Source organism: Cocleimonas flava (assembly GCF_004339015.1).
Taxonomy (GTDB): Bacteria; Pseudomonadota; Gammaproteobacteria; order Thiotrichales; family Thiotrichaceae; genus Cocleimonas; species Cocleimonas flava.
The window spans coordinates 1-19131 of sequence record NZ_SMFQ01000003.1 but is presented as its reverse complement, the minus strand read 5'-3'; the positions used below and the strand labels follow the sequence as shown (position 1 = coordinate 19131).

The following is a 19131-nucleotide window of genomic DNA, read 5'->3' as shown; positions in this document are numbered from 1 at the left end:
ATTTAATGAGTTTTATTTAGAGTTAATTACACTCATTAAATATTCTGACCTGACACCTTGCGCATTTATTATCATCAAGTCTTTTCTTGATGAGTCTTATTGCCTGCGATTTAGAGTCAAAGAAATGATCATTACCAATCATTTTGATAAAGTGGGATTTTGCCGCATCCGCATAAACGCCGGGCTTCATTCCTACGAAATAGAGGCCGCCCCCTTGTTTATCAAGACGTTTATTTTCAGCAACTAACATTTCTGAACCAGCCAGATCGATAAAGTTAATACCACTGGCTTCTATCAGGATGTGATTAATATTTTCAGTATCAGAGATCTTGGCGAATTTCTTTTGAATGTGATTCACCGAACCAAAATAAATCGACATATCAATACGAATTATTTTAAGTTGTGGGCATTGTAGAATGGGTTTTTCGCGAATATCGATAAACTTACGATGCGTGTTTTTTGGGCCATCATCGATAGATAACACAGGTATTTTCGGCGTAGAGGTTTTTGCCAGAAATAAAACCAGCGACAACAACACACCCAGGTAGATCGCAAATTCAAGTTCCAGAAACAGTGTCGCCAGAAACGTGGTTATCAGCACCGAAGACTCCGATTTGCTAAAGGCCAATGTTTGTTTGATGTGTGGAATATCTATCAGGTTATACGCAACTAACAATATAACGCCACCCATAGATGCAATTGGCAAGTAAGCGGTTAATGGCGCCACCAACAACACGATTACAACCAAGAACAAAGCAGCGAATATGGCTGATAAAGGCGTTCTCGCACCTGCTTCATAGTTAATACCTGAACGGGTAAAGGAACCTGAGCCAGCGTAACTCGAGAAGAAACTACCAACGATATTAGACATGCCTTGCCCAATAAATTCCTGATTAGAATCTATGCGCTGATCGGATTTCGTGGATATTGCACGACTGATGGATACCGCTTCGATAAGTCCTAATAAGGCAACCGCAAAAGCCTCAGAGGTTAACAGTTGTAGATTAGCAAATGAGAAATCAGGCGTTGAAAACGGCGGTAAGTGTCGCGGTATTTCTCCCACTAATTTTATGTCGTCGGTAAATTGACCAAAAAATAATGCGAGCAAACTACCGACTATCATGCCGAATAATAAATACGGCGAACGCGGTATAAACTTTTTAATACTGAGAGCAGCAATCATAGTAGCCACTGCAATCAACACAAGATAGATATTGGTTTGAGCAAAGCCTGTGATTATTTCTATCCAGGTATGCACAAAGGATTCTCCTTTTGGCACAAAGATACCCGTAATATTTTTCATCTGACTGGTTGCAATCAAAATTGCTGCGCCAGCCGTAAAGCCAATAACAACCGTGTGCGATACGAAGTTAGCCAAAGCCCCTAAACGAGCGATACCAAAACTTAATTGATAAATACCCGCCAGAAAAGTCAGCGTTAACGCCATTGATACGAATTCTGGAGTGCCAGGTTCTGCATGGTGACTAACCGCAGAAAAAATAACGATGGATATCGCAGTGGTGGGACCAGAGACCAGGTGAAATGAGGAGCCAAATAATGCCGCAATGATCGGAGTAACCATTGCCGTATAAAGACCATATTCAGGAGGCAGACCCGCTATTGTAGCGAAAGCTACGCCCTGCGGAAGCACAATGACCGCACCTGTCAGCCCTGCAATGATATCCGCTTTTATCGTCTCTTTAGTTAAGAGTTTAAACCAAGCCAAAAAGGGAAACAGAGCTACAATGTTCATCAGTCTATCACTATATTAGGGAGTAATAATAATGGGAGCGGATTGTATGCCTCTAAATTGATTAGCTCAAGGATAAAAAGGCTTCAATCTATTATAAATTCTAAAGCCACCCCCCTACTTACAGGCGTTTTTTTCATATTCAAAATATTGAGTATGAAATCATTCTAAATCATCGTTTAATAAAAAAGCCTGAGCCATCGTTATGATGAGTCAGGCTTTAAAATACTTAGTATCACATTGAAGTAATCAATTCGTTTTTACACTGTTCAAAACAACTGATTAAGGCAACTGACTAATTAGCTCTTCAGATATTTCTTTAATGCCTTTTGATCCATCGATAGATATTATCTTTGCATCGGTATTATTTTTGAAATAGTTAACAGCAGCCATCGTCCCGGTAACATCATCGTAATAGATATTATGGCGTTTATTGATCGCAGCTTCATCTTGATCATCGGCTCTGGCTGATAACTCTCCGCCACACACACGACATACTAGCTCGCCGTCTTTTTCAACAGGTTTAATCGCATCAAAGGCAATATGATTAGGGTGATTATTATCGTTTGCACATAAACGCCGACCCATTATACGTTCTTTGGCTATATCACGATCTAAGACAATTTCGATAACATAATCAAGCTTCATACCTGATTCTGTTAACGCCTTATCCAGCGCTTCTGCTTGCGCTAACGAACGGGGAAAACCGTCAAGCAACCAACCGTTTTCTTTAGAATTTGCGAGTGTTTCTAATACCATGGGAATAGTTAGATCATCAGGGACTAAATTTCCTTCATCGATGTATTCTTTGGCTTTGAGTCCTAGTTCGGTCCCACCTTTAATATGCTCACGAAAAATGGCTCCAGATTCAATATGATCAAGACCATATTTTTTCTTCACGATAGCACCTTGAGTGCCTTTGCCACTTCCATTTGGACCGAAGGCCAAAATATTCATTAACTTCTCCCTAGTAAAATTTGGTCGAACTCACATCATGATATTTTATTATAATAATCATAAGTAAAAATTATTTTATACTTATATCACAAAATCTTGATTTTCTTATAGGGTAATTGAAAAGATTTCACTTTAAAAGACGCCACAACAATTTTAGTCCGTTTTTGGCAATTATTAATATTCACTATGTATCTTATGAACTATTATTGACTTTTCAACAAACACAAAAAAGCACAATAATCTAATTCCTCTTCATTACTGATTAATTTCTCTTCATATCAGAAATTAATAATCAACTTAACTTTTTGATTGAGCGAATGCTCTCTATATAAGGTTTGATTTTTTTTGCATGCAGCGCCACCTTAGCTAATGAGGAGATCTCTTTAAGGGTTAAACGCGTCAATGCGAATACTCTCGGTTTAACTGGAGTTTCGATCATTTCGGGGTATCGCCATTTCCAGCGAAGGTATCCGGGAATATTCTGGTTGATATTCGAAAACGTCTTTTGCACCCATTGGTAACGATGATTTGAAAGATACGATTGCAGCGAGTAGCGATCTAATTCACGTTTTAAAGTTGTGGACACAACATTAGTAGTTTTTTTAGTGAAGATCCAATTCAAATTAAGGTTTTCTTCTTCTAGTGATACAACCTTATGAAACCATAACGGCGGTATATACAGCATATCACCCTGATTCAAAATGACACGAGTGTAGTTTTTGTTGTTAAAAATCTTCTCATCATTACCATCCATAATCGCAAAACTAGTGAATGGATAGCAATCTAATGGTGTTTCAGGAGAAACCAGATACCATTTCTTTTTACCTGTCATCTGCACATTAAAAACGTTCACCATATTGGCATCGTAATGCCAGCTGGAGACATTCCCTTGTGGGTGTGCCCAAATTCGCATTAACTCGTTACGTGGAAACACATTTTCTGTGTCTAGTAATTGATCAATGATTTCTGGGGTTTGATAGTCTTCTTCTAAAGAGCCTTTCTCCATCCAGTACCAAAGCGAAGCAGCTTTTGCTTTAGCGTCTTTGGCTAACTTCTCTCTAATATAGTCTTCACTCCAGGTAGAAATTGCAGGCCAATCTTGTCCGATATTTTCAATGATTACTGGCGTTTCGGTTTTATAATATTTTTCTGTAAATACTTCTGACGAAATACTGGAAGGCTCACGCGCTATTTCAAAATAACCTTTGTTTTTATTATGCTGATAATCATTGTTCATTGATGGGATGGTCTAATTAGAAATACTAAGATTTATTATAACGCTATCAAATAAAATGACACCCCCCTACTTTGAGGCGTTTTTTATAGTTAACTTATGTGTTGAGAAATGTACTCAGGAACAAACAATTATTTACAAACCCGGTTTAAATATTTTATACGCTTTTTATAATCTTTAAGTGTTTATCGTGATCGCTTAAAGCCTGTATAATCTCTCGTTTTTCCAAGAACTAATCTCCTTATGTTAACTTTTGTTGCAGCCATTATTTTTGGGCTATTTCTACTGATATGGAGCGCTGATCGTTTTATCGATGGTGCATCTAATATCGCCCGAACGATGGGTATATCGCCTCTTATTGTGGGCATGCTTATTATCGGCCTTGGCACTTCAGCACCTGAAATGCTGGTTTCTGCTGCTGCTGCCTTACAAGGCAATCCTGGTTTGGGTATTGGCAATGCGATAGGGTCTAACATCACTAACATCACACTGGTGTTAGGTGTGACAGCGATGTTCTTTGTGCTTCCTGTGCATTCAAGCTTGCTGAAAAAAGAAATTCCACTGGTTTTAGCCTCCGCCATTCTGGCCTGGCTGCTTATGCTGGATAATTACTTCTCTCGACTGGATAGTGTCATTCTTGTTTGTGCAATGGCAGGTATTCTTTACTGGATGATATCTTCTGCAAGAAAAGACCGACATACCCATGACCCACTGGTAGATGAAACGCTCGGTGAATTACCAGAAACCATGCCTTTCAAACAGGCCATGATATGGACAATTGTGGGATTATTACTCCTTTTGGTGAGCTCTAAACTACTCGTATGGGGTGCTTCAAGCATCGCCAGTGTCATGGGAATAAGTGATTTAGTTATAGGGCTGACCATTGTTGCAATCGGCACCAGCTTACCTGAGTTAGCCGCAACAATAAGCAGTGCACGTAAAGGTGAAACCGACCTTGCTGTTGGCAATATTGTTGGGTCAAACCTGTTTAACACGCTTGCTGTTCTACCTATTCCGGCGTTAATACAACCACTAGCCATTCCTGAAGGTGTATTAGATAGAGATATTTGGGTTATGCTAGGTTTGACTGTTATCCTGTTAATATTTAGCTATGGTTGTTTTAAAAACGCCCGTTTCAAAATTACGAAAATGAATGGCTTAGTACTGTTTTTGGCGTTTATCGCCTATGAAGCATTACTCTACTTTAAAACTATTCAATAGCCTTCTAAATTATCATTGATACCTACTGTATGAATGAATGTTTAAAGTCTTTTAATTAACATTAATTACTCAAATGCCCCGTTATATGGCATTGCGACGGATTAGCACTATTCATGACTATCAACAAAGATAAACCCGATTTTATAGGATTGGCTCAAGCTGTTATCGCTGCTGAAATTGAAGCTGTTGAAGCTTTAAAGCATCGACTTGATGAAAATTTCATAAAGACTTGTGAAGCTATTTTATCCTGCAAAGGCCGTGTCATTATTTCAGGCATGGGAAAATCCGGACACATCAGTAATAAAATTGCTGCAACACTTGCCAGCACAGGAACGCCTGCTTTTTTTGTTCACCCCGGTGAAGCATTGCATGGTGATCTGGGTATGATTACTGCTGAAGATGTGGTTGTGGCGATATCAAATTCAGGAACCACAGAAGAAGTCGTAACCATAGCCTCAGTTGTTAAAAGATTAGGCGCTGTTGTCATTGGAATGTCTGGCGATAAACACTCACCATTAGCCGAAATATCTGATTACCATCTGGATATTGCGGTAGAAAAAGAAGCGTGCCCTTTGGGATTAGCGCCTACGTCCAGCACAACGGTTACCTTAGTTATGGGTGATGCTCTGGCAGTGGCATTATTAGAAGCGAGAGGCTTTACGCCTGATGATTTTGCCCGATCCCACCCTGGTGGTCGCTTAGGTAAACGACTACTGGTTCACGTTAGAGATATTATGCAAGAAGGCGAAGCAACTCCTATCTGTTTGCCCGAAACAACATTAAGCAATGCAATTCTGGAAATGACCAGTAAAAAACTCGGCGCAACGTTGATCAGTGATAAGGATAATACATTGCTAGGTATCTTCACCGATGGCGATTTGCGTAGAACTTTTGAAAATGGCATCGACTTAAAGACAGTTAAGATTGGCGATATCGCTCATAAAGAATGTATTTCTACACACAGTGATGAACTCGCTGTAAATGTTTTAAACCTTATGCAAGATAAAGAAATCACTGTTTTACCGGTTACTGATGAACATAAAAAAATAAAAGGTATCATACATATGCATGACTTACTAAAAGCTGGGATCGTATAAATGAATCAAATTTCAGATAAAGAAAAAAGACAGGAGCTACTAGAAAAAGCAAAAAAAATTAAGCTGCTGATTTTCGATATTGATGGCGTATTAACAGATGGCAGTTTGTTTTTTGATAATCAGGGTCAGGAATATAAAGCGTTCAATTCGAAGGACGGCCATGGCATCAGATTATTACTGGATAATGGTATTAACGTTGCAATAATAACCGGCAGAAAATCCGAGCTTGTTATGCATAGAGCAAATAATTTAAAGATCCCTAAAGAATATATCTACCAGGGTTACCGAGATAAAGTCCCCGCTTTTTATGAGCTACTGGAAAAGACAAAACTTGAGAAAGAGAATATTGCCTTTATTGGTGATGACGTCATAGATCTACCCATTATGAGTCAGGTTGGTTTATCTATTGCGACTGCGGATGCACACTGGTTTGTGCAACAAAATTCGGATTTGATTTGTCAATTAAATGGTGGCAGAGGCGCAGGTCGGGAAGCCTGCGAATTTATACTCGAAGCACACGGACTTCTTGATGATATTTTACAAAGCTATATTCGTAGTTAAAATAACACCCCATGCAGACAACCTTAACTAACATATCTAAATGAACCGAAGCGGCTTACTCTTCTTGTTTTTGGCGACGGTTATTGCACTGGGATTTACCTGGTTAAACTCTACGTGGCTTTCATTTAAAGGCTTCTCTGTTTCTAAAAACGAAAAACTCATTGATTATTATTTAAGTGATTTTAGCGTTTTAAATACTTATCCAAACGGAAACATGAAATACCAGATTAAAGGTGAACACCTTGTTCATCAGCAATCAACTGGGGCTAGCCAGATATTTTCACCCGAATTAATAGCCAAAGATACGGATGGTGTCGTTATTACTTTAACCGCTAAAAAAGCAGAACAGGCAGAAAAAAACGGACCTATAAACCTAAATGGAGATGTTATTGCGATCAAAGATAGTCCAGAAGTTACAAAAAGTTTTGAATTGCTAACTCGAAATTTGACTTATAATCCTTTGATAAGAGAACTATCTTCAGAAGAAGAAATTACCCTGAATTCTGTAAACGGTATCATAAAAGGCCAAGGCTTTAACACTAAACTCGATGAAGAAGAATTAAGGATACATAAAAATGTACAAGCTATACTTATCCCTAGTAAATAAACTAAACAAGACTGTTTGTTTTTTTATCGCATCCATTGCACTTTCTACAATAGTTTTATCACCTGTCTATGCACTTAAAGATGACATAGAAAAACCTGTTCATATCAATGCCGATAGCGTTCTATTCAATAAAGCAAAAGGGTTAGCCGTATACGAAGGAAACGTGACAATTGTTCAGGGAACACTTGATATCAGAGCATCTAAAATTGAAATCAATGCTGTAAATAATGAAATTAGCCGAATTACAGCGAGTGGCTCTCCTGTTAGTTTTCAGCAAAAAATGGATGATGGAAAACTGGCTAAAGGAAAAGCCAATAGAGTGATTTATCAAGTAAAAGAAAAACGCATAGTGCTTGATGGTAATGCGAGTATTTCTCAAAATAATGACCAGTTCGCAAGTAATCACATCGAATACTCCACGGTAAATGGCGAACTAAAAGCTGGTGACAAAAAAGCACCTGGTAAAGGTCGCGTTAAAGCAATTTTCTACCCTACCAATAAGACTAAATAACGTCATTCACCCAAAACTTACAATAAAGATAATCTCGTTGATGATTGATAATAGGTAAACCATTGAGTGTACTAATCGCAAAAGACTTACATAAAAGTTACGGCAAGCGCGTCATTTTAAAAGGCATCTCTTTAGAAATAAATAGCGCTGAAGTCGTTGGTTTACTCGGCCCTAATGGGGCGGGAAAAACGACTTGTTTTTATATGGTAGTAGGTCTAGTAGCTATTGACAAAGGTAGCGTCAAGATTCAATCGAGCACTTCAAGTAACGAGAATGCTGTTGATTTAACCAAACTTACAATGCATTTACGAGCGCGCCAAGGTATTGGATATCTTGCTCAGGAAGCCAGTATTTTTCGAAAACTGAGTGTCGCTGATAATATTTTTGCCATCTTAGAAACCAGAGCAGATCTTAATAAAATAGAGCGCCGAGACAAGCTTGAAAATCTGCTAGAAGAGTTTCAAATTACGCACTTGCGCGATAGTTTGGGCATAAGTCTATCAGGCGGCGAACGTAGACGCGTTGAAATTGCTAGAGCACTTGCTACAGAACCTTCTTTCATACTATTAGATGAGCCTTTTGCTGGAGTAGACCCTGTTTCTGTGATTGAAATTCAAAAAATCATTTCTCACCTCAAGGCGCGAGGCATTGGAGTTTTGATTACAGATCATAATGTTAGAGAAACATTAGGTATTTGTGATCGCGCTTATGTATTAGGTAATGGCGATATCTTGGCAGAAGGCTCTGCAGAAGATATTTTGAATAATAAACAAGTACGCGAAATCTATTTAGGTGAAGATTTTAAATTATAAACGCAGTTATAATGAACCTATGCAATAACCGTACCATTAATCATTTTTTTATAAAAAAAACTCAACTCGTGTTACACTTTATTAACAATAAATAAAGAGCACATAGATATCAGAAAATGATAAAACAGGGTTTAAATATCAAACTTGGACAATCTTTGTCCATGACCCCGCAATTGCAACAAGCGATAAAGCTGCTGCAACTTTCATCGACAGAACTTGAACAGGAAATTCAGGAAGTACTTGATACCAACCCTCTTCTAGAACGATCAGATGATGCTCAACCCATTGAAGAAAAACCCACATCGAACACCGAATTAGAAGGCAAAGACGCTAACGAAGAGCATATCCCTGAAGATATGAAAATCGATGCTGACTGGGATGATATTTACGATCCTGAGTGGAAAACAACAAATTCTGACAGTTCAAATGCAAATAGCACATCCGATTTCATAGAAACCATGCACTCAACTGAGCAAGGCCTCACTGAACATTTAATGTGGCAAGTAGAGATGGGCAATCTCAGTTTTCAAGATAAAGAAATCGCAAAACTCATTATTGATTATCTGGATGATGATGGCTATCTGACTGAGCCACTCGAACAAATTCATGAAACACTGGAAGATATTCTACTTGTAGAGCTTGATGAAGTAGAAGCAGTACTGACTTATGTGCAACATCTTTCACCTACTGGAATTGCTGCCCAATCGCTTGGAGAATGCCTGGTTCTTCAGTTACAACATGATTACGCCGATCATGCTTTATTCAAAAAAGCCAAACGCTTATTAGAAAAACATCTGGACTTGCTTGAAAAAAGGGATTATACAGGAATTAAAAGAAGCTTAAGAGTAACCGATACGGTACTGGAAAATCTGATTCATCTGATCCGTAAATTAGATCCTAAACCTGGTAAACTCTATAATAATTCTTCTACTGACTATATTGTTCCAGATGTATATGTGAAAAATATCAATGGTAAGTGGAAAATATCACTTAACGGAAGCACGAAAACGGAGTTAAAAGTTAATAGCTACTACGAAGATATGCTAAAAGAACCAACTCAAAAAACTGCGGCCAGCCAGGAAACAAATAAGTACATCAAAGACAACCTGCAACAAGCTAAATGGTTTATTAATAGTCTGGAAAACCGTAACAGCACCATTCTTAACGTGGCTCATGCCATTATCGAAAATCAACTACCTTTTCTTCAATACGGAGAAGAAGCCATGAAACCTATGGTATTAAGTGATTTAGCCGATCAATTAGGTATTCATGAGTCTACCGTTTCTCGAGTAACCACTCGTAAATATATGCACACTCCCAGAGGCGTATATGAATTCAAATTCTTTTTCTCCAGCCATGTTAGTACAGATGCAGGTGGAGAATGCTCTGCGACCGCAATTCGAGCAATGATCAAAAGCTTAATTGCTAAAGAAAATCCAAAAAAACCGCTGAGTGACAACAAATTGACAAATCTGCTCAATGAGCAGGGAATCAATGTAGCGCGACGTACTGTCGCAAAATACCGTGAAGCACAATCGATACCATCTTCTCACGATCGTAAAGCTTTCGCATAGGAGTTAACTGTATAGTAAAAGTATCAAGATCTTCACACTGCGATTTACTGAAAGGGCTTTCAGGTTAATAGTCGCAACAACCTCAATGATAGGAGTGAAAATATGCAATTAGATATTACTGGTCATCACATTGACGTAACCCCATTACTTAATAATTATATTCGGGAAAAAGTAACACGCTTAACGCGTCATTTTGATCAAGTACTCAACATTCACGTCATATTAGAAGTTCAAAAACATCACAATAAGGCAGAAGCTTCAATCAATGTTAGCGGTAATCATATTTACGCTGATGCACAAGAAGAAGACATGTATGCAGCAATAGATGCCTTAGCCGATAAACTAGATCGACAAATTCTTAAGCATAAAGAAAAAATTCGCAGCCATCGTAAACACGAAGGCAACCATAGAAATATTGTTATGGATCAATATGCTTAATTTTTCTACAAGCTGTTAACTTATAGACATGTCTCTTACGCTGAGTAAGAGACATGCTAATCAATAAAAATAATACACTCCCATAAGACACCAAGACAATAACCCAATTCATTCTAATGTAATAGAATCGCTATATTTTTTTCTGTAATATCAACAACTAGCCATCCGAACTTTAAATATAAATCCGATAGAGATTCATAGTGCATGACTGATAAACAAAAGCTTCCTGTGTTAGTACCTGAAAGAGTATCTTTCGTCAAAAAGATGGAAAGCAAGAAATGTGTATTCGATGCTTTGACTGAATTACTTGAAAAAGGGCAAAAAGAAGTTACTAAAAACCAAATTTTTGATGCATTAGTTTCCCGCGAAAAACTCGGCGACACTTACATTGGAAATGGTATTGCACTCCCTAGAGCGCACCTGGATATCACCAATCCTCGTGCTGCTTTACTGGTATTAAAACGAGGCTTGAGTTTAAATAGCGCCGATAAAAAAGATATTAAGCTTTTTCTTGCGATACTGGTTCCACAAAAACAACAAAAAAAATGCTCTGCGATACTCTCTGACTATTACCGAAGCCTTCTGAAAGATAAAGAATTAGACACGATGGTTAAATCAGAAAATGCAGAATTAGTTGCACAATATTTTGATCAGTTTTTTAATTTTGAGGACATGTGATGCATATCATAATTGTAAGTGGAATGTCCGGAGCCGGAAAAACACAAGTACTTCATACGCTTGAAGATCAGGGATATTACTGTATTGACAATCTGCCTCTGGAATTATTTGAAAACGTATTTGAAACCGAACGACTGTTAAAGCATCAAAAGATTGCTGTAGGTGTTGATATCAGAAGCGGCAAAAAATACTTAAAAAAATTACCAGAAATGGTGACCAAACTTAAACGCAAGTTTAAGACAGATGTCATATATTTATACGCGGGTAAGTCGGTTCTTATTAAGCGTTACGATGAAACACGCAGAAAACACCCACTAAGCTCCCCCGATACAACCCTCAGGGATGCAATACTGAAAGAATACGATCTAATCGAACCCATCCGAGTTATAGCTGACATCCAGATTGACACCAGCACCACCAATATTTACGAACTCGCATCTAAAATCACTTCTAGAGTAAGCAATACACAGCATCAGTCTCTATCGCTTATGTTTCAATCATTCGGATTCAAGCATGGAACACCAAGAGATTCAGATTATTTATTTGATGTTCGCTGCCTACCCAACCCATACTGGATTCATGATCTACGCCCATACACAGGACTGGATAAAGAAGTATCCGAATGGTTATCGTCTCATGAATTAGTCAATGAAATGGAAAACGATCTTAAGTATTTCATCGAAAAATGGATTCCCAAAATCATTTCAAGCCAAAGAGCCTATCTAACTATTTCAATTGGCTGTACGGGCGGACATCATCGATCAGTTTACTTAATTGAAAAACTCGCAAAACACTTTGAAACAATTTATAAAGATTCTGTCATAGTGCAACATCGAGAGCTTGATTAAGTAATCGATTCATCACTTATAGAACTCTTATTGCATATCTAGATTGATCTGATCTATCACAGCTAAAGGATCTGCAGATTGTGTGATAGGTCTTCCGACCACGATATAATTAACGCCACTGGCATTCGCTTCAGCTGGAGTCATGACACGATGCTGATCACCTTGAGCTGAGCCAGCAGGTCTGATACCTGGCGTTACCAGTAAAAATTCAGGACCTAAAATTTCTCTGAGCATCTTAGCTTCTCTAGCTGAACATACAATGCCATCCAACATCGATGCCTTTGTGAGTTTTGCCAAATGTTTGACTTGCTCTTCTGGAGAAGACGCAACATTAGTACCTGCTAATTGCTCGCTATCCATAGATGTTAAAACAGTCACTGCAATCAACTTAGCGTTAGATTGTGTTTCTTCGAGCGCCTGTTTTGCAGCAAGCATCATTTTCTGACCGCCACTCGCATGAACGTTCATCATCCATACACCCAGTGAAGCTGCACTCTTACATGCAGATGCAACGGTATTCGGAATATCATGAAACTTCAGATCTAAAAATACATCAAAACCTTTATCGACCAATTGCTTAACAAAGTCTGGACCTGCTGCCACAAATAATTCGAAGCCTACTTTTAGTTTGCAACTCTGTGGAGACAGCGGCTCTATAAATTGAAGCGCCTGCTCTTTAGTTGGGAAATCAAGGGCGATAATTAACCTGCTAGACATGATATTTTCTCAAAATAATAAAATTAATAGTGCCTTATTATAGATAAAGTCACCCCCCCACTTACAGGCCTTTTTTTAGTGATTATCCGATTTAGGTGAAGAGGTTACGCGTGCTCAACCGTATCCCAATGATGACATGCAGGACAACGCCATAGGTAATCATGCATTTTATAACCGCAATGCTCGCATAGAAAGGCAGGTACTCCCTTCAAATAATTTCCTAATGATTGATTCACAAGAACCATTCCCGTTTCAGGAGTAATCTCACCCTCCCCTGTATTAATATATTCTGATGCTTTATAGATCGACTCAATATTCAACTTCTTGTTGGCTAGGGACTCAGAAATCAAAGAATCTACATTTTCAGTTAATTTGTACTTAGTGGATAACGTCAGAATCACTTCGAAAATACTCTTATCTTGATTCTTTTTAAATAACGTTAATAGTGAATCTAATACAAAAGATAACTCACCTGTTTGATTTGCAGTTTCTTCTATTTTTGATAACAACATATTCAATACACGGCTATCTTCATTCACGGCTTTCAGGTAATGATTTAATGCTTGCTTATACTGTTTTTGATGCAGCGCTGTATCACCCTGCAACGTCATCAAACGCGTGGATAATTTATACGCTTTTTTGGCTTTGGCAATATAACCATCGACTTCATGTAGATTACCCTCTTGTAAGGCCATCTCCGCCAACTCGCAATAATAATGCGAGATAAGACTGTCATGATTGATCAGGTGACTTAAAGCATCAGATTTTTTGGTGTTTTGTTTAACACAATGCGTCGCCTCGACCGCTTTTTGCCACTCTTGCGTTTGTTCGTAGATCGTTCTTAAGGATGAGCATATATCCGCTTTAGGAATCCATTTAACATCGTTTTCCAGCAACTCCTGAAATACACTTTCAGACCTATCAAGCATACCAGCGGCGAAGAAATCCAGTCCTAATGCGAACATGGCCTTCTGTTTTTGCTTGGCATTTAAATTAGAACGCGCAATCACGTTTTGATGGACGCGCAAAGCCCTATCGACCTCGCCTCGATCTCTAAACAAATTACCTAGAAGTTGAAATGTTTCAGCGGTGTATTCATCAATATCAGGATAATTGAGGAATACTTCCAGTGCTTTATCAGGCTCTTCACTGAGAAGATGATTTACACCCTTTACAAAACTATCAGAGAGTTGTGCTTTTTTTTTTGATTACTTTGCAAGCTTTTCCGGGCTGCTCGCCAGCCCGAATAAAAAGCAAGTGGAAGTAGTAAGAAGAGAATCTCTACCATTTATATATCCAAATATATCTAACTTAAAATTACAGACTTTCACTGCAAATAAAACTTAAATTGAAAACGTACTAATTTATAGAATTAATCTTGTATGGGATACTTATCTTTGTTCTCATTTACACGCTCACGCATTTCTTTGCCTGGTTTAAAATGTGGCACATGCTTGGGTGATAACTGAACTTGTTCCCCAGTTTTAGGATTACGCCCTTTTCTAGCGGTTCTATGATGTAACGAAAAACTACCAAAACCTCGTATTTCGATCCTTTCACCTGAGGTTAAAGTATCGCTAATTTGGTCTAATAAAATCTTAACTGATAGTTCTATATCTTTACTACTTAAGTGACTTTGTTTTCTCGCAAGTATATTTATTATTTCTGATTTGGTCATTTATGCTCTCCCTGCATTTCAGACGATCTATTAAAAGACAGAAAATGTTATTTTATTATTAATTATGTTTTACATAATAAGTATACAGGATTCAATAAGCAACTGAAATTACATAAAAAAAGCCGATTATGCATAAACATAATCGGCTTTTTAAGTGACACTTGGTAAATAAACTTACATTATAAAGTTTACTTATCTAACTGCTCTTTAAAGATATCACCTAAAGTACCAGTCGTTGCAGATGCAGAACTGTACTCTTTCATTACTTCAGCTTCTTCAGCGTAATCTTTAGCTTTAATAGAAAGGTTAATTGCACGAGTCTTACGATCAACACCCATGAATTTAGCTTCTACTTCATCGCCAACGCTAAGCACTGTTGATGCATCTTCGATACGATCACGTGAGATTTCTGATGCACGTAATACGCCTTCGATGTTTTCACCAAGATCAATCTTAACCATCTTAGGAGTAACTTCAGTAACAGTACCTTTAACGATACTGCCCTTCTCGTTCGCTGCAACAAATAGTGAGAATGGATCTTGATCCATCTGCTTAACACCAAGAGAGATACGCTCACGCTCAGGATCAATCGCAAGAATAGTCGCTTCAACTTCATCGCCTTTCTTGTAGTCACGTACTGCTTCTTCACCTGGAACATTCCAAGAGATATCAGACAAGTGAACTAGACCATCGATTCCGCCGTCAAGACCGATAAAGATACCGAAGTCAGTGATTGACTTGATAACACCTTTAACTTTCTCGCCTTTAGTTGCAGTTTTCGCAAACTCATCCCAAGGATTAGCTTTACATTGCTTCATACCTAAAGAGATACGACGACGATCAGCATCAATCTCAAGGATCATTACTTCAACTTCATCGCCAAGTGTTACAACTTTAGCTGGGTTAACATTCTTGTTTGTCCAATCCATTTCAGATACGTGTACAAGACCTTCAACACCATCTTCGATTTCAACGAAACAACCGTAGTCTGTAAGATTGCTAACTTTACCTGTAAGTACAGTGTTAACAGGGTAACGACGTACAAGATCTTGCCATGGATCATCACCCATTTGCTTAAGACCTAGTGATACACGGCTCTTTTCTTTATCAAACTTAAGAACCAATACGTCAATTTCAGAACCGATTTCAAGAACTTCAGATGGGTGCTTAACACGCTTCCAAGCCATATCAGTGATATGTAGTAAACCATCAATACCACCAAGATCGATGAACGCGCCGTAATCAGTAAGGTTCTTAACAACACCTTTGATTTGCTTGCCTTCTTCGATGCTTTCTAGAAGAGCTTCACGCTCAACACTGTACTCATCTTCAACAACTGCACGACGAGAAACAACAACGTTGTTACGCTTTTGGTCAAGTTTGATAAGTTTGAATTCTAGCTCTTTGCCTTCAAGGTATGCAGTATCGCGTACTGGACGTACATCAACTAATGAACCAGGAAGGAAGGCACGAATATCGCCAAGCTCAACGGTGAATCCACCTTTAACCTTGCCAGTAATCACACCCGTAATAATTTCATCGTTAGTTAGTGCTTCGTCAAGAATTTCCCAAGCGCGTAAACGACGGGCTTTCTCGCGAGATAATTTGGTTTCACCAAATCCATCTTCAACACTTTCCAGTGCAACTTCAACCACATCACCAACTTCAGCAACTAACTCGCCTGCTTCGTTCTTAAACTGGTCTGATGGGATAACGCCTTCTGATTTAAGGCCGGCACTTACTGTTACAAAATCTGGAGTTACATCTACGATAGTCGCAGTAATCAAAGACCCAGGGGTCATTTCGATATACGTTAGACTTTCTTCAAATAACTCCGCAAAACTTTCACTCATGGTATAAAACCTATATATACGTTAGTAAACCCATACTAAACGGTTAAATTAAACCTTCGCCAATCATTATTGATAGACATAAGGTGTTCATTAAATAGCGATACATAAAGATAGTTACTTCTGTTTTCTATCGGGCTTTTAAGGACCACTATTTTTTAAAATTATGATTTAATATGATGTGTAATTAGTAGACTTTTTCAACCGCTTCCATCACAGTATTTACAACCTCATCGATACTCATAGTACTGGTATCAATAATAATGGCATCTTCTGCAGGAATCAGTGGCGCATCCTTACGATTAGTATCGCGGGCGTCGCGTTCTTCAATATCACGAATCAAGCCGCGCAGGTTAGCATTTATCCCTTGTTGTTTCAACTGATTAAGACGGCGTTCTGCACGAATTTCAGCGCTGGCAGTAAGGAATATCTTTATTTTAGCCGTAGGGAAAACAACCGTACCCATATCTCTTCCATCTGCAACCAAACCTGGATCCGTTTGAAATTGCCTTTGACGCTCTAGCAAGGCTTTTCTCACTCCAGAAACAGCTGCAACTTTTGAGGCTGACGCACCGGCTTCTTCAGTACGAATATCATCGGTGACCAAATTGTTATCTAGAATAATATCAACAATGCCACTATCACCGGGCTTAAAACTTACATCAAGATCACGCGCGATAACACTTAGTGCAACTTCATCATCTAATGCTATTCCTTTGATTGTAGCGGCTAAACCAACCAGACGATATAAAGCGCCACTATCCAGTAAATTCCAACCTAATTTCGTAGCAATAGACTGGGATATCGTTCCTTTACCTGACCCTGCAGGACCATCAATAGTGATAATTGGTACATTTTCACGCGCTAAATTCATTAATACTGATTCATAGTTGAAGAAAATAGAGATTATGCCTGTTTTATTGAGAAAACTCATGACTTCTATCTATATATTAGTATATACATATATTCTTATTCTATTTTAAAATGAAAGAATAAATTTCACGAGAAGGAGAACAACATGAAATATTTAACACTATTATTGACATTATTATTATCAAATACATTGCATGCATCACCCAATAATGTAACCAACCCACCGCGTTATTTTTCCAATAATTCACCTGTACCATACAATAACAATTATGGTTCAAACTGGAATATGCCCAATATGAATTGGGGTAATGGCAATGGCTATAACAATCAGTCTAACTGGAACATGCCGTCCATGAACTGGGGAAACAGAAATGGTTATAACAATGGCAATAATTGGAATATGCCAAACTTCAATTGGGGTAATAATGGTGGTGATAATAACTGGAATATTCCATCCATGAATTGGGGAAATAATAATGGTTACGGTTCGAACTGGAACATGCCAAACATGAACTGGGGGAACAACTATAGAAATGGTTACAATAATGGTTCTAATTTGGGCATGCCAAATTTCAATTGGAATAATCAACAAGGTCCATGGAATAATGGGCCTAATCGTTATTACAATGACAATAGATTTTCACCTTTGATGCAACAAAGACCCGTAATTCAACCTCGCTTTTCTCCCAGAACTTTGGTGAATCCTAATTTTAATCAGCCTGTACCACAAAAACCTGCAACAAAAATAATGCAGAATAAAAATGAAGCGTTGAAAACTGATCCTATCAATACTGATGCTAATAAACAGGCAAATGAAATTGATATAGAAGCCAATTCTTCTCAAAAGAAAGCATCGACTGAGTAAGCGACTTTATTTGTATAGTTACTTAATAATCAAAGTCACCCCCCTACTTTGAGGCCTTTTTTTCGTACTGTTGAAAAAGTGCCTGTAAGGTGGGGGGGTGCCTTTAGCTTTATTTAATTGGTTTGGTTTGTTTTGATTTAGTTGTTGGTTGTTGATTAATCGATTGTTTTGATCTGGGTTTATTTCAGGCATAAAAAAAGCCCATCTCTGGGCTTTTTGTTTTTACTCTTGTTTCTTCGCTTGCTTGAAGATAATTGCTTTTAGTATTTGCCCACTAAGTTGATGAACCAGCCTTCAGCATCACCGTCGGTATTGCTTAAGTCATCATTGAAGTTTGTAAAGTTATAACCTAATCCTATCTTCATGTTTTCTCCGATATGACGATCAACGGCAATCATGGCACCGTGCTGGGTGTCTTGTGATTCGTCTGAGTTTAACCAGTGGTATTGTGCCATCGCATCCCAGTTCTTGGTCATGTGATAACGCACTCGTACTGCCGCAAGTGTGGCATCGTTGCGTGACCAGTTTCCTGCGTCTCTGTCACTTCTGATTTCGCCTTCTTTATGCGCAAGTTTACCACCGAGCTCCCAGCGTTGGTTGAGCTGGTAGCTTGATTCCAAACTGGCGATTAATGATTTCTCATCAGGCTCGATACTTTGTGACACGGGCTGTAAGTCGTAAAGATACGTGATACGACCCAGTACATTTAAACGGTCATGGTTGATCGGTCTGTAGGCAAAGCCTACCGCTGCTTCGGTAAAGGTCGCATCGTTTGTATCGCCCACCTGATCTTTGGTGTCTGAGTAGTTGAACTTACCCTGTAATCTTAATGATGGGTTGACGCGGTAGTTTATTTTGTT

At 38.4% G+C, this 19131-nt stretch carries 20 protein-coding genes; 11 read left to right on the top strand and 9 right to left on the bottom strand.

Annotated features, from left to right (window positions below; genetic code table 11):
* Positions 1-22 precede the first annotated feature (22 nt).
* From EV695_RS06255 to EV695_RS06245, 3 genes are all read right to left on the bottom strand, one after another.
* Positions 23-1753 carry a SulP family inorganic anion transporter gene (locus EV695_RS06255; RefSeq protein ID WP_207906990.1) on the bottom strand — a complete coding sequence of 577 codons (1731 nt, stop codon included), beginning with the start codon at positions 1751-1753 and terminating at the stop codon, positions 23-25.
* 279 nt (positions 1754-2032) lie between these two features.
* On the bottom strand, positions 2033-2707 hold the full coding sequence (locus EV695_RS06250) for an adenylate kinase (protein ID WP_131905102.1): 675 nt from the start codon (positions 2705-2707) through the stop codon (positions 2033-2035).
* A 292-nt stretch (positions 2708-2999) separates the two neighbouring features.
* Entirely contained in the window at positions 3000-3944 is a 945-nt protein-coding gene (locus EV695_RS06245) for a cupin-like domain-containing protein (RefSeq protein ID WP_131905101.1), read from the bottom strand.
* Positions 3945-4184: 240 nt separating this feature from the next.
* On the opposite strand from EV695_RS06245, the gene EV695_RS06240 reads away from it, so the two are divergent.
* The 10 genes from EV695_RS06240 to rapZ all read left to right on the top strand — a co-directional run bounded on the left by EV695_RS06240 (position 4185) and on the right by rapZ (position 12288).
* Complete coding sequence (locus EV695_RS06240; RefSeq protein ID WP_131905100.1) at positions 4185-5162, top strand: calcium/sodium antiporter; 978 nt, start codon at positions 4185-4187, stop codon at positions 5160-5162.
* A 113-nt stretch (positions 5163-5275) separates the two neighbouring features.
* Complete coding sequence (locus tag EV695_RS06235; RefSeq protein ID WP_131905099.1) at positions 5276-6259, top strand: KpsF/GutQ family sugar-phosphate isomerase; 984 nt, start codon at positions 5276-5278, stop codon at positions 6257-6259.
* A complete protein-coding gene (gene kdsC / locus EV695_RS06230; RefSeq protein ID WP_131905098.1) occupies positions 6260-6820 on the top strand; it encodes a 3-deoxy-manno-octulosonate-8-phosphatase KdsC in 561 nt (186 codons plus the stop codon).
* A gap of 70 nt (positions 6821-6890) precedes the next feature.
* Positions 6891-7427 (top strand): LPS export ABC transporter periplasmic protein LptC, encoded by a 537-nt coding sequence (gene lptC, locus EV695_RS06225; protein ID WP_165874635.1) that lies wholly within the window; start codon positions 6891-6893, stop codon positions 7425-7427.
* Positions 7396-7938: a lipopolysaccharide transport periplasmic protein LptA gene (gene lptA, locus EV695_RS06220; protein WP_131905096.1), complete on the top strand. Its 543-nt coding sequence runs from the start codon at positions 7396-7398 to the stop codon at positions 7936-7938. Before lptC ends, lptA begins: the two co-directional genes overlap by 32 nt.
* A 62-nt stretch (positions 7939-8000) precedes the next feature.
* Positions 8001-8750: an LPS export ABC transporter ATP-binding protein gene (lptB, locus tag EV695_RS06215; protein ID WP_131905095.1), complete on the top strand. Its 750-nt coding sequence runs from the start codon at positions 8001-8003 to the stop codon at positions 8748-8750.
* A gap of 116 nt (positions 8751-8866) precedes the next feature.
* Positions 8867-10324, top strand: coding sequence for an RNA polymerase factor sigma-54 (locus tag EV695_RS06210; RefSeq protein WP_131905094.1), 1458 nt, complete (start codon positions 8867-8869; stop codon positions 10322-10324).
* Between the two features lie 102 nt (positions 10325-10426).
* On the top strand, positions 10427-10762 hold the full coding sequence (gene hpf / locus EV695_RS06205) for a ribosome hibernation-promoting factor, HPF/YfiA family (protein WP_131905093.1): 336 nt from the start codon (positions 10427-10429) through the stop codon (positions 10760-10762).
* A gap of 204 nt (positions 10763-10966) precedes the next feature.
* Entirely contained in the window at positions 10967-11440 is a 474-nt protein-coding gene (locus tag EV695_RS06200) for a PTS sugar transporter subunit IIA (RefSeq protein WP_131905092.1), read from the top strand.
* Positions 11440-12288 carry an RNase adapter RapZ gene (rapZ, locus tag EV695_RS06195; RefSeq protein WP_131905091.1) on the top strand — a complete coding sequence of 283 codons (849 nt, stop codon included), beginning with the start codon at positions 11440-11442 and terminating at the stop codon, positions 12286-12288. The genes EV695_RS06200 and rapZ overlap by 1 nt, the downstream gene beginning before the upstream one ends.
* Positions 12289-12315: 27 nt before the next feature.
* Here the strand turns inward: rapZ and pyrF are convergent, their stop codons facing one another.
* From pyrF to cmk, 5 genes are all read right to left on the bottom strand, one after another.
* Entirely contained in the window at positions 12316-13005 is a 690-nt protein-coding gene (pyrF, locus tag EV695_RS06190) for an orotidine-5'-phosphate decarboxylase (protein ID WP_131905090.1), read from the bottom strand.
* Between the two features lie 104 nt (positions 13006-13109).
* Entirely contained in the window at positions 13110-14066 is a 957-nt protein-coding gene (locus EV695_RS06185; RefSeq protein WP_131905089.1) for a hypothetical protein, read from the bottom strand.
* 311 nt (positions 14067-14377) lie between these two features.
* Positions 14378-14683 (bottom strand): integration host factor subunit beta, encoded by a 306-nt coding sequence (locus EV695_RS06180; RefSeq protein ID WP_131905088.1) that lies wholly within the window; start codon positions 14681-14683, stop codon positions 14378-14380.
* Positions 14684-14871: 188 nt separating this feature from the next.
* Entirely contained in the window at positions 14872-16536 is a 1665-nt protein-coding gene (gene rpsA, locus EV695_RS06175) for a 30S ribosomal protein S1 (RefSeq protein WP_131905087.1), read from the bottom strand.
* Positions 16537-16720: 184 nt separating this feature from the next.
* The gene (gene cmk, locus EV695_RS06170; protein ID WP_341539026.1) at positions 16721-17467 is read right to left on the bottom strand and encodes a (d)CMP kinase; all 747 of its coding nucleotides are present in this window, start codon (positions 17465-17467) and stop codon (positions 16721-16723) included.
* An 84-nt stretch (positions 17468-17551) separates the two neighbouring features.
* Here cmk and EV695_RS06165 point away from each other — a divergent pair, with 84 nt between their 5' ends.
* Positions 17552-18271 (top strand): hypothetical protein, encoded by a 720-nt coding sequence (locus EV695_RS06165; RefSeq protein ID WP_131905086.1) that lies wholly within the window; start codon positions 17552-17554, stop codon positions 18269-18271.
* A gap of 260 nt (positions 18272-18531) precedes the next feature.
* Here the strand turns inward: EV695_RS06165 and EV695_RS06160 are convergent.
* The coding region (locus EV695_RS06160) for an MtrB/PioB family outer membrane beta-barrel protein (protein WP_165874634.1) at positions 18532-19131 on the bottom strand (600 nt) is incomplete at its 5' end.